The following is a 14987-nucleotide window of genomic DNA, read 5'->3' on the forward strand; positions in this document are numbered from 1 at the left end:
AATCCAACGCCAACCCCGGAATCTTATTCCGGGGTTGGCGTATTTTTTGGAGTTTTAGGCACATACTGACAATATTCACCTACATTGGTTGGAGGTTGTCATGGATGGCTTTTTTTAAAAAGACGAAGAGTTTAAAAGAAGAAAAAACAGCTCTAGAAGAAAAAAATAAGAAAGAATTCTTGACGAAAGATTTGCTTACCAATGTGAATAAATTCAAAAAAGCTTTCGATTATCCAGCCAACACTGCGCTTAAATTACGGGACCTTCATCTCCCTTTTTATGAGAAGAATATAACGATATTGTACGTGGAAGCGACTGTCGATACGAATCTCATTGATAATCATATCGTGGAACCTTTGCTGGAAGAGCCTGACACTGATATTGAAAAAGCGGATTTTGTATCCTCGTTAATTAAGGATGTACTTACTTCCGCTAATGCGAAGGAAATTACAAGCATCCAAGATGCCGTGAAAGATTTAGTGAACGGAAATACAATCATTGTTATTGAGAATGAAGAGATCGCAATATCCGTCGAAACGGTTGGATTCGAAAATCGTTCTGTAGCGGAGCCTACCGCGGAAACCGTGATTGTAGGACCAAAAATTGCATTCATCGAATCGGCCGCGGTAAATCGCTCTCTAATCCGTAGTCTAATTAGGGATCCTAAATTAATGTGTGAGTCTATTACAGTTGGCGATCGAGCACCACAGCAAATTTCTGTTATGTACTTAAAAGAAATCGCTGATCCTGCGATCGTGGAGAAAGTAAAAAAAAGGTTGACCGAAATCAATAGTGATACAGTAATGACACTTTCTATTATGGAACAGCATTTGGAAGAAAGGCCTTATTCTCTCTTTCCTTCAACCTTGACGACTGAGCGGCCTGACCGAGCTGCTTCCTTTCTACTGGAAGGTCACATAATATTAGTGATGGATAACTCTCCTGATGCTTTAGTTGTACCGATTACATTTTGGGCTTTATTTCATACGGTGGAAGATCAATATTTGCGTATGCCATACGGGAATTTTATTCGGATCATCCGATTATTCTCTTTATTCGTAGCAGTGTTCACGCCCGCGCTTTATATTGCTGTGACGACATTCCATGCGGAAATGATTCCGACAGACTTAATGCTAGCAATCGCTGCAACGAGAGAAGTAATTCCTTTCCCTGTTTTCGTAGAAATCCTCATTATGGGAATTACTTTTGAAATCTTACGGGAAGCTGGTGTACGAGTACCAAACACGCTCGGTCCTACGATTGGTATTGTTGGCGCACTTATTCTCGGACAGGCTGCTGTTGAGGCTAATATTGTCAGTCCAACCCTAGTAGTCGTAATTGCAGTCACAGGCTTAGCCTCTTTTACCATTCCAGATACGAGTTTAAATGTGGCGATTAGAATTTTAGGCTTTGCCCTTTTGTTAGCAGCTAACTTTTTGGGTATTTTTGGAATTTCAGTATTTCTGTCGTTTTTGATTGCCTACTTAGTTTCCATTAAATCATATGGGGTTCCTTTTTTTGCACCACTATCCCCTCACCTCCCATCATCCAAGGACATGCTCGTAAGGCCCCCTGTCTGGAAACAGTGGCTGCGTCCTTTTTCAGCGTTTCCACAGGATAAGGCAAGGGCAGGGAAACCGAAAGGGGATCAAGGCTAATGATCAAAACGGCTGATGGGAAAATAGGAACGAGAGAATTCTTTTCGATCATTATCCTTGATATTGGAATTAAGGCTACAGATACGACGCCAAACTTCCTTTTTACAGACGGGAAAAATGCTGCTTGGATGATGCCAATATTCTCCTTTGTCATCATCCTCATTCCATTTCTTCTGTTATTATCTTTATTAAAAAAACACGAGAAAGGTTTGATGGAACTATTATTTAATCTGACAGGAAAATATATTGGGGGTATAATCGGCTTCGGTTTGTTTCTGATTGTTTTTAGCGGTACATTCATTAACAGTCGTAGTTATATCGATATTGTTAACGTCATGTTTTACCCAAAGGCACCTGTTCTTTTACTTTTATTCCTTTTGCTCGGAGTTGCTAGTTTTCTAGTAGCGAAAAGGGGATTCGAAGCGATTGGCAGAACCGCCTGGTTTCTTATTCCGACCATTCATATCATGTTGATTTTGCTTATTATATTATCTTGGAAAGAATTAGATTGGGTTCGACTCTTCCCGATTGCAGGTCCAGGAGTTACACATATAATGAAAAAGAGTATCACTCATAGTTCGCTTTACGGCGACATCATCTTGTTTGCTGTTTTTTTTTCATTCATTCGCAATTACAAATCATTTCGGTTAGCCTCCTTTTTAGGTCTGGGATTTTCTTGTGCAATCATCGCTGTATTTCTCGCCATATACACGATGGTCTTTGATTATCCCGAAATTATCAATATGGCTTATCCGTATCAGCAATTAACAAGAATTGCTTCTTTAGGAGAAATAATCACACATGTTGAAGCAATATTTCTAGGGATTTGGGTTATTTCTGCCGCCATCCATTTTGCCATTACTTTGTATTTATCAGCTTATCTTTTCGCTGGAGCATTACAATTAACTGAATTTGAACCACTTATTTTGCCTTTTGCAGGATTAGCCTTACTTCTGGGCTTACATGAGGAAAATATTTTCCAAGTTACTACGTTAAGAGAAATATTATTTATCAGTAGTTCTTGGATTTTTATTCTACTCCCTTTCTTTTTATGGACGGTAGATCGGTGGAAGGGGCGTGTGAAAGAGTGAAAGCTTGTAAACTTATTCTAGTTAGTGTCATGCCCCTTTTTTTTCTTTCCGGATGTTTAGGTAAAGCGGAATTGGAACAACAAGCTTATGTCGTCGCTCTCGGGCTTGATAAAACGGAAGATAAGCTCGTTAAAGTTACTTTTCAAATTGCAAACCCGCAGGTCGGCTCATCAAGTAAAGCAGCTGCACCGAACGAACCACCAAGTGATATCGTAACATTTACAGCACCAGATATTTTATCTGCGAAAGAACTAGCAAACAGCGTCGTTCCCAGAAAGCTCAATTTTGGGCATTTACGAACAATTATTATTGGAGAAGAATTGGCAAAGGCAAAATGGATCCACCATATCCTAGCATCTTCCATCGTAGATCCGGAAATGCGGCGGGAAACAAATATAGTTGTTAGTAAAGAAAAAGCAAGTGAGTTCATTAAAAAGAATAAGCCAAAAATGGAGACACGCCCGCATAAATATTATGCCTTTATGCAACAAAGATGGAGAGATACCGGTTATGTTCCTTATGCCAATTTAAATCGCTATTTTCAACGCCTCTCAGGCGAGCTATTTTTAGCGATTTACGCAACTACTGAAAAAAATGAGAACGTTCGAAAAAATGAGGACGACTATAAAGCAGGGCAAGTTCCTCAGCAGTCTGGAGACCCTGTCCAAATGATCGGGTCCGCTGTTTTCAAAGACGGAAGAATGATCGGTACATTAACCGGGGAAGAGACAAGAATCTCCTTATTTCTAAGGAGAAAAGCCTTGGGACATACATTTATTGAATCTTTTCCTGATCCCATAAATGACAAATACCGAATTACTGTACGTATGACGAAACCAGGTCATACAAAAGTGAAAGTGAATACGAAAAAATCGCCGCCAGAGATCAATGTATCGATGCCCATAAGAATACAAGTATTTTCTAACCCTAGTCTGACAAATTACTCTACAAACATCGAAAATCAAAAACGACTTAAACAATCGATTAAAGCAAGAATGGAAAAGCAAACGATGAAACTTATCAAGAGAACGCAAGACGAATTCAAAAGCGAACCATTTTTATGGTACTTAGAAGCAAGGAGAAAATTTTGGACGATGCCAGAGTATGAAAACTACGATTGGGAAAAAAAATATACAGATGCCAAGGTAGAAGTAAATTATGACGTGATGATTGAGAGCTTCGGAGAAACGTTAAAACCTGCTGCCATTAAAAAACAGGATAAGGACTGATTATTCGGTTGAAGATTTTATTAATATTATTTTCTTTATACTTAATGTACTATACATTCGGATACGCCCGTTCGGTCTGGAAAGTTGAGAAGAAGAAATTTGCCGGTGCCGTCATTGCATTAATGGCGGCATGTTTTCCCGTTTTATCAGTGATATTGTATTTTATTCGTTAAGGTTTTTAGCTTTGATATCTTTCATGAATATTGTTCCATTTGTAAGTTCCTGCTTCACTAAATTCGTATAAATCCATAGATATAGCCAAGTAGTGTTTTTCAAATAAGAGTGCCAAATGCTTTTTCACCACATCGAAAAGCCGGTCACAAACAATCGTTTTCTCCTCCTCCGACCGGCCAGCACCAATTTTCATAGTGATGTGGATGAATGCGTCATTGCCGGTTCCGTCTGCGATAAAATAATCATGAAGTTCAATCGCTCTTGAGCGAATTCCCCCGACCGGAAAAAGGTTTCCGTGAGAAATGATCGATCGGTTGATTTTTTCTAGCAGGCCGGCAATATCGGCTTCATCTTTAATATTGTCTGTGTATTCAACAATAATATGTGGCATCAAATTCCGCTCCTTTATTTAAAAAATCTCATCACCTACAATTGTATTCACCAATCTGCCAAGACCTTCGATTTCTGTTACAACTACATCACCTGCAACCACATTCACTGTTCCTTTCGGGGTGCCTGTTAAAATGACGTCATTTTCGTTTAATGTCATAAAACTGCTCAAATATTCGATGAGATCAGGAATATCAAATACCATATCGCGGGTAGAACCTTCTTGCGTCAACACCCCATTTACATATGTGCGAAGCGCCAGATTCATTGGATCTTCAATATGAGCCGCTTCCACAAACCACGGGCCGATTGGTGTACAATGATCACGATTTTTCACTCGCAAATTAGGACGATAATAATTTTCTAAGTAATCACGAATCGCATAATCATTGGCAATTGTATAGCCTGCCACATATTCATAGGCGTTTTCGCGTTTAATTTTTTTTCCTCTTTTACTGATCACAACTGCAAGCTCGCACTCGTAATGCATGTAAGAAATATTGGAAGGCCTACGCGTCTGACCTAAATGACCGACAAACGTATTCGGTCCTTTTAGAAAAACGAGTGGTTCTTCTGGAGCTTTGAAATCAAGTTCACTCGCATGGTCAGCATAATTTAGCCCAAGGGCGAAAGTCGTGCGTGGTTCAACCGGTGGAAGCCAAACCACTTCCTTCTCAGAAACGGTGCGTCCGTCCGCAAGCTGCAACCTGCCCTCTACTTCTACTGCTTCATGAACGGCACCAAAACACGCTACTCGTGCTCGCTTCATATCGATAATTCCCCTTCCGGGACAACTGTATTTTCCAAAGCGCCAACTTCAGAAATTTCAATCCGGATATGGTCGCCTTCTTTGACAAGCGGGGCCTTTTCCGGAACACCTGCGAGTAAAATATCCCCTCTATTCAGCGTCATAAATTCGGTCACCTCTGCGATCAATAGCGGTATAGAGCGAATCAAATGACGAGTGTTATTTTCCTGCTTCAACTTTCCGTTTACATAAACACGAATATCTAATTGGCCTGGATCAGATACCGCGTCCCGACAGATAATCCAAGGACCAACTGGACAAAAACCGTCCCTTGCCTTTTGTTTAATCGCTGGCCGAAAAAAACTATCATGAGGAATACTCACATCATTGACGATTGTGTAACCTTCGATATAATTCATTGCCTCTTCAGGATAAACACGAATCGCTTTTTTCCCAATGACTACTCCAAGGGCAGCACCGACTTCAAGCTCAGAAACACCCGTAGGCAGTGGAATCGGCCAATTGCAGGCCGTCACTGTGTTGAAAGGTTTTAGGTAAAGAATGGGTGCCTTTGGGGGTTCATTGTACGGGGGGTGATTCAATTCAGCCTTTATTTTCTCCAATTGCCCCCGATAGTTTAATAGAGTGCCGTAAATAGTGCCCGATACAGGAGGATTCCATAACAATTCGGAAACATTGTTCGTCTTTCCATTCATTTCAACCGTACTATCAACAGGATTGACAAGTAGTTCCATCCAATCATTCGACCCACATAGTATCGCTTTGGCGCGGCTCATATTCCCACTCCATTCTTGTTAAAAATACCCGACAGCAAGTCTTCTACTGTCGGGATAAAATTAAATGATTTTTTTATATTTTCCATTAAAAAAGGCGAGCGGTTCACCGTCTTGCACCATTAAATCTGTGACTTCTCCAATATAAAGCGTATGATCTCCAGCGATCACAGCGTTATGAACATTGCACGTCATATTGACCAACGCATCTTTAATGACAGGCATACCATTAAAGCGGCCAAAATCGATATTTCTTTCTTCCTTAATTTGGCCTGCAAAATAAGCAGACATATCCTCTTGCTTGTCATTCAAAACACTGATCGCGAAATTCCCAGACTCTTTAATAAGCTGATTCATATTCGCTTTTTCTCCAATAGACACTAAAACAAGCTTCGGATCGAGTGAAACGGATACGAATGCATTTGCTGTCATGCCATGGACAGTGCCACCAATTTCAGTCGTAATAACCGTAACACCGGTCGCAAATTTACCCATCGCTGTTCTAAATAGGCGGTCATCCATATTTTTCAACATTCCCTTCTTGCTAGGCCCTTCCCCTCGAGGCCTTCCTAAATAATAGTTTCCGGCTTGCGCTGCTCGAGTTTCGGCATACCCGTTGCTATTTTCTCTCCAGTCACAATGTCGAGTACCGCTGATGCTTCGTTGAACCAACAATCAGGAGCGGCATGCCCCCAAAACGTTTGGCGCCGTGGATCATTGATATCCCAGCGAACGGGTTTGAAATCAGGATCACTCGTTAAATAATCACCATTGTAGAGTTCAATGCGGTGACCGTCGGGATCTCTTAAATACAAGAAAAATGCGTTGGACAAGCCATGGCGGCCAGGCCCTCTTTCGATACTTCCACCGTAACCCATTGAAGCTAAAACATCACAGGCATGAATAATCGCCATTGGTTCCGACAGCCAAAATCCTGTATGGTGAAGGCGAGGTCCCTCACCGTTCATAAAGGCCACATCATGGACGCTTTGTTTTCTATGCAGCCAGGCGGCCCAAATTTTTTCATCTGCGGCTGCGGTATATTCCGAGCAGGCAAATCCGAGTTCTTGTATATAAAATTGATACGCTGCTTCAACGTCTTGAACCATGCAATTGAAATGGTCAATCCGCTGGATATGGGCCCCTTTATATAAATCATAGCGCTGAATTAAGCGTTCCACTATCTCTATCTTAGCAAAAAATTCGATTGGAAGCCCGGATAAGTCCTGAATACGGAGCGCACGCCCAATCGCATGCTGCACTCCTTCTTCCATCCACCTATTTTTATAGCCCTTATTCGTGAAAAATTCCGATAACATTTCCAAGTCCGCTTCGGAGGAAACTTTATAGCTCAATGCTTCAACCGCCGGTTTATCTGCCTTTTTCAGTAAAAGACTATGATGGCCATGTTCTTCAAGACCCCGTAAATAAAGATGCTCGGCGTCAGACTCCGTTTCAATAAACCCGAGTGCATCGATGTAAAATTTCCTGGATGCCTCCAAGTCTGTGACATGTAAAATGGTTCTTGCACAGCGGATAATATTAAAGTTCATCATTCTTCCCCCTCATACTTCCGCAAAATTTGGCTTTGAAGATGAATCTTTTTTTAGAAATTCGTTGACCATCTCTTTATATTGATCTTTTTCAAATCCTTCGAAATAAGTCATGCCCATCCGCACTGGGTCGCCGAAAAAATAGTATTCGTAATGCATTTGCCTGCTGCCAAATGCGCTCATCGTAATATCCCAAGCGAGTCTGAACAACTGGACACGCTCATAGCCTTCAAGATTCTTCCCTTGCAGTCCGCGGTGGATGATGGCGCCTATTTCTTCATTTTCAAAATCAGCCTGTGTCGGGATGCCCATTAATCCTGATGCACCGAGAATACGGAGAATCTCCACAATTCGTGGATAGATCCGCGGATACCAATTGCGCGCGGCGTCTAAAGCCGAATAATCGGGTGTCATCATGCCCCATTTATCCATTTTTGCATTATGTTCCGCGCGATATAAATGGGACTTCATTGTTTCCAATGTGAGCATAATCTCCGTCCCTTTATCTTGGACATGCTGGAATTGTTCAATACCAATCGCATCCATCATGCACAATGCTACACCTAGAAGAAATTCCGTTTTTACAATATTTTTTGCTAAAACTTGATGCGCCATATGAACGACAGCATTCGTTTCCCGGAACGTCCGGTTGCATATCGAGGAATTTCCACAAACGAAGACACGATCCCACGGAACAAAAACATTTTCAAAAGAAACGATTGCATCACCTTCTTCAAAACGAGCTGAGAGTGGGTGATCCCATGTGTTTTTGCCGTAATCAAACGATTCGCGGCTAATGAATTTCAGTCCCGGAGTGTTATTTGGTATGGCAAATGCCAAGGAATACGGATCATCCAGTTCACCCGCTTTTTTCACAGTGGAAGGGAAAACGAGAATTTCATCGGTGATGCTGCCCTGTGTAGCGAGCAGCCGAATCCCATCCACGATTATGCCATCGCTTCTTTTTTCTACAAGATGAAGCGCCACATTCGCATCCTTTTGCTCATATTGTGCTTTCGCCCTGTTCACCTGTGGATGAATCAATGTATGTGTTAAACTAATGTCATTTTCCCGCGCATACTCATAGTATTTTTTTGCATTCGCCGCATACATGGGATCCGCTTCATTGAAAAATTCATGGGCAACTCCCATGGCCATCACTTCGGCATTCAAGTAATCAGGAGAACGCCCCAACATACCTCCCGATGTCCGCGCCCATTCGGTGATTGCTTCCCTACGAGCAATTAAATCTTCAATTGTCGTGGGCTGTAAAAAAGTCTTCCCGACCTGATTTCCGGTAGTTGGTGAGGTGTACAGCATTTTCTCTGGCTTGTCATATTGGAGGTCATACAATGCTGCCATCGATTTAATCACGTTTTTAAAGGCAGCATGCACTGTTACATCCTCCACCTTTTCACCGTGGATATAAATATTATTTTTCGCCGCTTTTAATCGGTCAATATATTGCTGGCCAGTTTTTGCGGGCATAGTAGGTTCCCCTCTCCTCCTATTTTTCCTTCCCAAATTGTGGAATATGGTGCTCGCCAAGCGCAACGTGAATCACTTTTGGTTCCGTATAAAATTCTAAGATCGCATAATGGCCGCCTTCCCTGCCGATTCCGCTTGCTTTTGATCCGCCAAACGGAATTCTAAGATCGCGCACATTTTGCGCATTAATCCACAGCATGCCAGCATCAACAGCTTGTGCGACACGATGCGCGCGCTTCATGTCGTTCGTCCAGACATATCCTGCAAGCCCATATTTCACATCATTTGCCATTTCAATCACTTCAGCTTCTGTTTCAAATTCGATGACTGCCATGACTGGCCCAAAGATTTCTTCTTGGCTAATTTTCATATCGTTCGTAGCATTAAGGAGTAAGGTTGGCGGGACAAAGTTGCCTGCTTTTAATTCGTCAGGGATTGTCCCTTGAATAACTTCGCAGCCTGCTTGTTTTGCCATTTTTATATAACCGGTGACTTTTTGATAGTGAGCTTGATCAATGAGCGGACCTAATTGGGTGGAAGGATTCATTGGATTACCGACTTTTATGTTGGCGACCCTCTCTTTTAAGGCGGAAATAAAATCATCTTTTATATTTTTATGGAGAAAAAGTCTAGAGTTAGCTGTACAGCGCTCGCCATTAAAGGAGAAAATCCCCCATACAGCGGCATCGAGCGCACGGTCCAAGTCGGCGTCTTCAAAAACGATGAGCGGTGATTTACCTCCAAGTTCCATTGATGTTTTCTTCAAAGAATCGGCTGCATTTTTAATGATGGTGGAGCCGGTTGTGGTTTCACCTGTAAAGGAGATTGCTTCCACTTCCGTGTTTTCAACTAGGGCAGCGCCCGCTATTTCACCAAACCCGTGCACGACATTAAATACACCGTTCGGAAGACCAGCTTTATGGATCACTTCAGCCAGTTTATTCGCTGAAAGCGGCGATAATTCTGCCGGTTTTAAGATGACCGTATTTCCAGTTGCGAGCGCAGGTGCAACCTTCCAAGTCGTCAGCATAAACGGAGCGTTCCATGGCGTGATCAATCCGACTGCCCCAAGCGGTTTATAAACAGTGTAGTTCAGGAACTCATCATCTTGCATATACGCTTCCCCGTGCATTCTTGTCTGAACCATACGGGAATAAAAACGGAAATTCTCCGCCGCTCGTGATACCATTTTTCTTGTTTGGCTAATTGGTAGGCCTGTATCTAAAGCTTCTAAAATAGCAATCTCTTCAACCTCCTTATCAATTAGATCAGCAATCCGCTCAATATAAACCATGCGCTCAGCAACTTTCAGCTTACCCCACGGGCCATGCTTGAATGCATGTTTCGCAGCAGCTGCAGCCTGGTAAATATCAACTTGGCCACCTTTAGCAATGCGATTAATCACCTCATTTGTAAACGGCGACCGATTTTCAAAGTATTCTCCGTCTTGCGCTTCCATAAACCTGCCATCGATATAAAGCTTGACGTCTGCTTGTTGGGATTGCGCTAGCAAACTAGTTATTTCTACGGTTTTTTGTTCCACTAGGATCACCCTCCTTTTTTATGGTGAAATTGCGGATCAATCAAGTGATTTATGAGCCATTCACGTGCAGATTCGAGCCACTCGGAGAATTTGCGAGCCACTCACGACCAGATTCAAGCCACTCAGGGAATTTGCGAGCCACTCACGCGCAGATTCAAGCCACTCAGGGAATTTATGAGCCACTCACGCGCAGATTCAAGCCACTCGGAGAATTTATGAGCCACTCACGCGCAGATTCAAGCCACTCGGAGAATTTAAGAGCCACTCACGACCAGATTCGAGCCACTCGGAGAATTTGCGAGCCACTCACGACCAGATTCAAGCCACTCAGGGAATTTGCGAGCCACTCACGACCAGATTCAAGCCACTCAGGGAATTTGCGAGCCACTCACGCGCGGATTCAAGCCACTCGGAGAATTTACGAGCCACTCACGCGCAGATTCAAGCCACTCGGAGAATTTACGAGCCACTCGCACGCAGATTCAAGCCACTCGGCCCAAAATACGAGCCACTCGCCGATTTCCTATAAAACTAGCGCATACTGCATCAAGGTTTCCCGAATTTCCTGCTGGATTTCTTTTGATGGCAGCTCCATCGGTTTGCGTAATACTGGCTTTATTTTCCCCATCATGCCTAGAGCTGCTTTTACCGGTGCTGGGTTCGTGTCTCTGAAGAGCACATCATTTAAAGGCATCATTTCAAAATGCATATGTTGGGCTCGTGTTACATCACCCTCCGCCCAAGCATTATAGATTTCGGCTACTTGGCGAGGAGCGACGTTTGCTGTTGCACTAATATGTCCCGCTCCGCCGATCGCAAGCATTGGATAGCAGAGTAATTCAATGCCGGAGTATAAATTGAAGTCTCGTCCACATTTTAAAAGTACACGATTTACATGTTCGAAGTCTTTGTTGGATTCTTTAATACCAATGATGTTCGGACAATCTTCTGCTAGTCTCGCAATGGTATCGACTTCGAGATTGACTGCCGTTCTTCCGGGGATGTTATAGAGGATAATGGGAATATCTACGGATTTAGCGACCGTTTTAAAATGGTTGTAAAGAGCCTGCTGGTTTGGCTTGTTATAATACGGGACGATGACCATCGCGCCATCTGCTCCCATTTCCTGGGCTGCCTTCGTTAAACGAAGGGTTTCCCGATGGTTGACTGAGCCGGTACCCGGAAGAAAAGGGACCCTTCCATCCACCGTTTTCATCGCAGTTTCCATGACAAGTTCACGTTCCTCAACGGTTAATGAACTTGGTTCGCCGCTTGTCCCTGTAACCGATATGCCATGGCTCCCACTTTCGATATGCCAATCTATCAACCGTTTAAATAGCTTGAAATCTATGCTTTCATCTTCTTCGAAAGGTGTAATAACTGGTGAAATGGATCCTTTAAACCTGATTTTTGATTCTTCAAATGCCATTCGCTGTTATCCCCCAATCATTATTTCATTAGGTAACCGCTTACATTATATTAATAGAAGCATTGATGATTTTATGCTCCCTACTTCTAAAAGTAATCGCCCGCTAAAGTTGCGAGCGATCATTATTATGGAATACTTTCAATGGGTAAACTGTCATTTTCGACAGAAACCTCAGCTTTCCGAACATCTACAAATTGAATTTGATGGCCTTCAACTTCTTTTACTGTAAAAGTGAAGCCCTCCGCATGAATACTTTCATTAATGGCTATGTCAAAATTTTGCGATAGAATCCAGCCGCCAAGTGTATCAACTTCTTCATCTGATAAATCGATTCCAAGTAAATCATTCACCTCATGGATAAGCACTTTTCCGCTGAACGAATAATGTTCATCATTAATTTTAGTAATTTCCGCAATCTCATCTGTATCGAATTCATCGCGGATCTCACCGACAATCTCTTCGATGATATCTTCAACCGTTACGAGTCCTGATGTACCGCCATATTCATCCAACAATACTGCCATATGTGTATGCTCTTGTTGCATTTTCAGCAAGAGATCATGAATGGGAATTGTATCGATTACCAGAATGACAGGCTTTAGAAAACGAGTTATTTTCATGTCTGTATCAGGCCCAGTGTTTTTAATTTGCGCCATTAAAATATCTTTAATATTGATAATTCCAACAATATTATCTTTGTCGCCTTCATAGACTGGGTAACGTGTTAGTTTTTCTTCTTTAATAATACGCATCCAATCTTGTATATCTTCCTCTGTTGAAAGAGAAACCATTTCAGTACGAGGAACCATGATTTCTTTAGCAATACGATTATCAAACTTAAAAATGTTATTTACATACGTCAATTCTGCTTGATTGATTTCACCGCTTTTGTAGCTGTCAGACAAGATGATTCGAAGTTCCTCTTCAGAATGGGATACTTCATGTTCTGATACCGGTTTGAAACCAAACATTCGCACCATTAAACGAGCAGAACCGTTCAAAATCCAAATAAACGGGAACAAAATCCGATAAAACCAAATAATTGGTTTTGCACAAAGTAATGTAATCATTTCTGCTTTTTGAATGGCCACTGTTTTCGGTGCCAGCTCCCCGACGACAACGTGTAGAAAGGTAATGATTAAAAAGGCAATCGCAATAGAAATGATGTGTGACACAGCTGGATCGATGCCCATTTTTGCAAACATAGGATCTGTCAGACTTTTTATAGCGGGCTCACCTAACCACCCGATTCCAAGTGCTGTAATCGTAATTCCCAGTTGGCACGCAGATAAATATTCGTCCATATGTGTAGTAACAAGCTTTGCCGCTTTTGCTCCTGGCTTACCTTCTTCTACAAGCTGATCAATGCGCGAACTTCTAATCTTGACAATGGCAAATTCCGTCGCTACGAAAAATGCGGTTAAAACAATCAATACTGCAATTAAGAGTAAACTGACTATGTCCAAATGGTTCACCTTTCAATGAAAGGTGTACACCTCCTGCGTTTTTTGAATTTGTTCAACCAGTTACCTGGAAAAACAATTATTAAAAATTATTATACTATATGACTTCCCATCTTCATAATACTAAAATATATTTATTTTAATTTAAAATATGTGATAGATTTGGGATTAAGAAGCCTTTTCTTTTTCCATAAAGAAATGTAAAATAATACATTGTAATGAAAGTGAGGACTTATCTATGAATATTTGGGATTTAATTGTCGCTTTGATTCTTGGAATTGTAGAAGGTTTGACAGAATTTGCCCCTGTGTCTTCAACAGGTCATATGATTATTGTTGATGATATGCTGTTGAAATCAGCGGAACTATTAGGTTCACCTGAAGTCGCCAACACTTTTAAAGTCGTGATCCAGCTTGGATCAATCATGGCTGTTGTCATCGTTTTCTGGTCCCGATTGTGGAGCTTGGTCGGTATTAACATCGGTGGCTCAGAAAAAATAGTACCTGTTACAAAGTCAAAATCGCGTTTAAAATTAACGCATGTCATTATTGGGCTCCTGCCTGCAGTAGTGTTCGGCTTTACGTTTGAAAGTTTTATCGACAAGTATTTATTTAGAGTGGAAACTGTTCTCATTGGCTTGATAGCAGGTGCACTCCTCATGATTTTAGCTGACTGGAAAACGAAGCAAGCTAAAAAGCAAAATAAACATTTCGAAGCTGCTTCAATCGACGAAGTTACATATAAACAGGCTCTTTTGATTGGCTTGTTCCAATGTATTGCTTTATGGCCTGGCTTTTCCCGCTCTGGTGCAACGATTTCAGGCGGAGTACTAATGGGGCTTAAATATCGAGCTGCAGCTGATTTTACGTTTATTATGGCTGTGCCGATCATGTTCGGAGCCAGTGCTGTTTCATTACTTAAAAAAATGGACATGTTAACGACAGACGTCATTCCATTTTTTGCTGTCGGTTTTATCAGTGCCTTTTTCTTCGCCTGGCTATCAATCCGCTTTTTCTTAGCATTGATCAGCCGCATCAAATTGCTGCCGTTTGCTATTTACCGGATTGTGCTTGCGGTCGTATTGGGGATTGTTTACATAAATATGATGTAATATGATTAAAGCCTTCCTAAATTTGGGAAGGCTTTTTTATACTATATAATGATGGTTTGAATGGGGTTGCTGACACAGGAACGTATGATTCCCGCTTTGTTCTACTTTCAAAGATTTCTGTACTCATGAACACTTCATGATTCCAGTTTTTTCTTATTTTCATAGATTTCTGTACTCATGGACGCTTCATGATTCCAGCTTTGTCCTATTTTCAAAGATATCTGTACTCATGAACGCTTCATGATTCCACCTTTGTCTTATTTTCATTGATCTCTGTACTCATGAACAATCAATGAGGAAAGCTTTTACTATTTTG

Annotated in this window: 13 protein-coding genes; 4 read left to right on the top strand and 9 right to left on the bottom strand. The window is 41.7% G+C overall.

Going from position 1 to position 14987, the window contains the following annotated elements:
• Positions 1 to 104: 104 nt before the first annotated feature.
• The 3 genes from KHA88_RS16405 to KHA88_RS16415 are packed head-to-tail and all read left to right on the top strand — an operon-like array spanning position 105 to position 3978.
• The gene (locus KHA88_RS16405) at positions 105 to 1658 is read left to right on the top strand and encodes a spore germination protein (protein WP_213108366.1); all 1554 of its coding nucleotides are present in this window, start codon (positions 105 to 107) and stop codon (positions 1656 to 1658) included.
• Entirely contained in the window at positions 1658 to 2749 is a 1092-nt protein-coding gene (locus tag KHA88_RS16410; RefSeq protein WP_213099094.1) for a GerAB/ArcD/ProY family transporter, read from the top strand. Before KHA88_RS16405 ends, KHA88_RS16410 begins: the two co-directional genes overlap by 1 nt.
• A complete protein-coding gene (locus tag KHA88_RS16415; protein ID WP_346728994.1) occupies positions 2746 to 3978 on the top strand; it encodes a Ger(x)C family spore germination protein in 1233 nt (410 codons plus the stop codon). Before KHA88_RS16410 ends, KHA88_RS16415 begins: the two co-directional genes overlap by 4 nt.
• 178 nt (positions 3979 to 4156) lie before the next feature.
• On the opposite strand, the gene KHA88_RS16420 is transcribed toward KHA88_RS16415, so the two are convergent.
• The 9 genes from KHA88_RS16420 to KHA88_RS16460 all read right to left on the bottom strand — a co-directional run bounded on the left by KHA88_RS16420 (position 4157) and on the right by KHA88_RS16460 (position 13563).
• Entirely contained in the window at positions 4157 to 4543 is a 387-nt protein-coding gene (locus tag KHA88_RS16420; RefSeq protein WP_213122515.1) for a 5-carboxymethyl-2-hydroxymuconate Delta-isomerase, read from the bottom strand.
• Positions 4544 to 4561: 18 nt separating this feature from the next.
• Positions 4562 to 5311 (bottom strand): fumarylacetoacetate hydrolase family protein, encoded by a 750-nt coding sequence (locus tag KHA88_RS16425; protein WP_213108369.1) that lies wholly within the window; start codon positions 5309 to 5311, stop codon positions 4562 to 4564.
• Complete coding sequence (locus KHA88_RS16430) at positions 5308 to 6087, bottom strand: fumarylacetoacetate hydrolase family protein (RefSeq protein WP_213108370.1); 780 nt, start codon at positions 6085 to 6087, stop codon at positions 5308 to 5310. The genes KHA88_RS16425 and KHA88_RS16430 overlap by 4 nt, the downstream gene beginning before the upstream one ends.
• Positions 6088 to 6147: 60 nt before the next feature.
• Entirely contained in the window at positions 6148 to 6606 is a 459-nt protein-coding gene (locus KHA88_RS16435; protein WP_213099431.1) for a flavin reductase family protein, read from the bottom strand.
• Between the two features lie 47 nt (positions 6607 to 6653).
• The gene (hpaD, locus tag KHA88_RS16440; protein WP_213122516.1) at positions 6654 to 7637 is read right to left on the bottom strand and encodes a 3,4-dihydroxyphenylacetate 2,3-dioxygenase; all 984 of its coding nucleotides are present in this window, start codon (positions 7635 to 7637) and stop codon (positions 6654 to 6656) included.
• 12 nt (positions 7638 to 7649) lie between these two features.
• A complete protein-coding gene (hpaB, locus tag KHA88_RS16445) occupies positions 7650 to 9125 on the bottom strand; it encodes a 4-hydroxyphenylacetate 3-monooxygenase, oxygenase component (protein WP_213108372.1) in 1476 nt (491 codons plus the stop codon).
• A 19-nt stretch (positions 9126 to 9144) separates the two neighbouring features.
• A complete protein-coding gene (gene hpaE, locus KHA88_RS16450) occupies positions 9145 to 10647 on the bottom strand; it encodes a 5-carboxymethyl-2-hydroxymuconate semialdehyde dehydrogenase (RefSeq protein ID WP_430413676.1) in 1503 nt (500 codons plus the stop codon).
• A 544-nt stretch (positions 10648 to 11191) separates the two neighbouring features.
• Positions 11192 to 12097, bottom strand: coding sequence for a 2,4-dihydroxyhept-2-ene-1,7-dioic acid aldolase (hpaI, locus tag KHA88_RS16455; protein ID WP_213122517.1), 906 nt, complete (start codon positions 12095 to 12097; stop codon positions 11192 to 11194).
• Positions 12098 to 12222: 125 nt separating this feature from the next.
• Complete coding sequence (locus tag KHA88_RS16460; RefSeq protein ID WP_213108374.1) at positions 12223 to 13563, bottom strand: hemolysin family protein; 1341 nt, start codon at positions 13561 to 13563, stop codon at positions 12223 to 12225.
• Between the two features lie 235 nt (positions 13564 to 13798).
• Here KHA88_RS16460 and KHA88_RS16465 point away from each other — a divergent pair, with 235 nt between their 5' ends.
• Positions 13799 to 14671, top strand: a complete 873-nt coding sequence (locus tag KHA88_RS16465) for an undecaprenyl-diphosphate phosphatase (RefSeq protein ID WP_249306133.1) — start codon at positions 13799 to 13801, stop codon at positions 14669 to 14671.
• The last annotated feature ends 316 nt before the right edge of the window (positions 14672 to 14987 follow it).

Source organism: Lederbergia citrea (assembly GCF_018343525.1).
Lineage (GTDB): Bacteria > Bacillota > Bacilli > Bacillales > Bacillaceae_C > Lederbergia > Lederbergia citrea.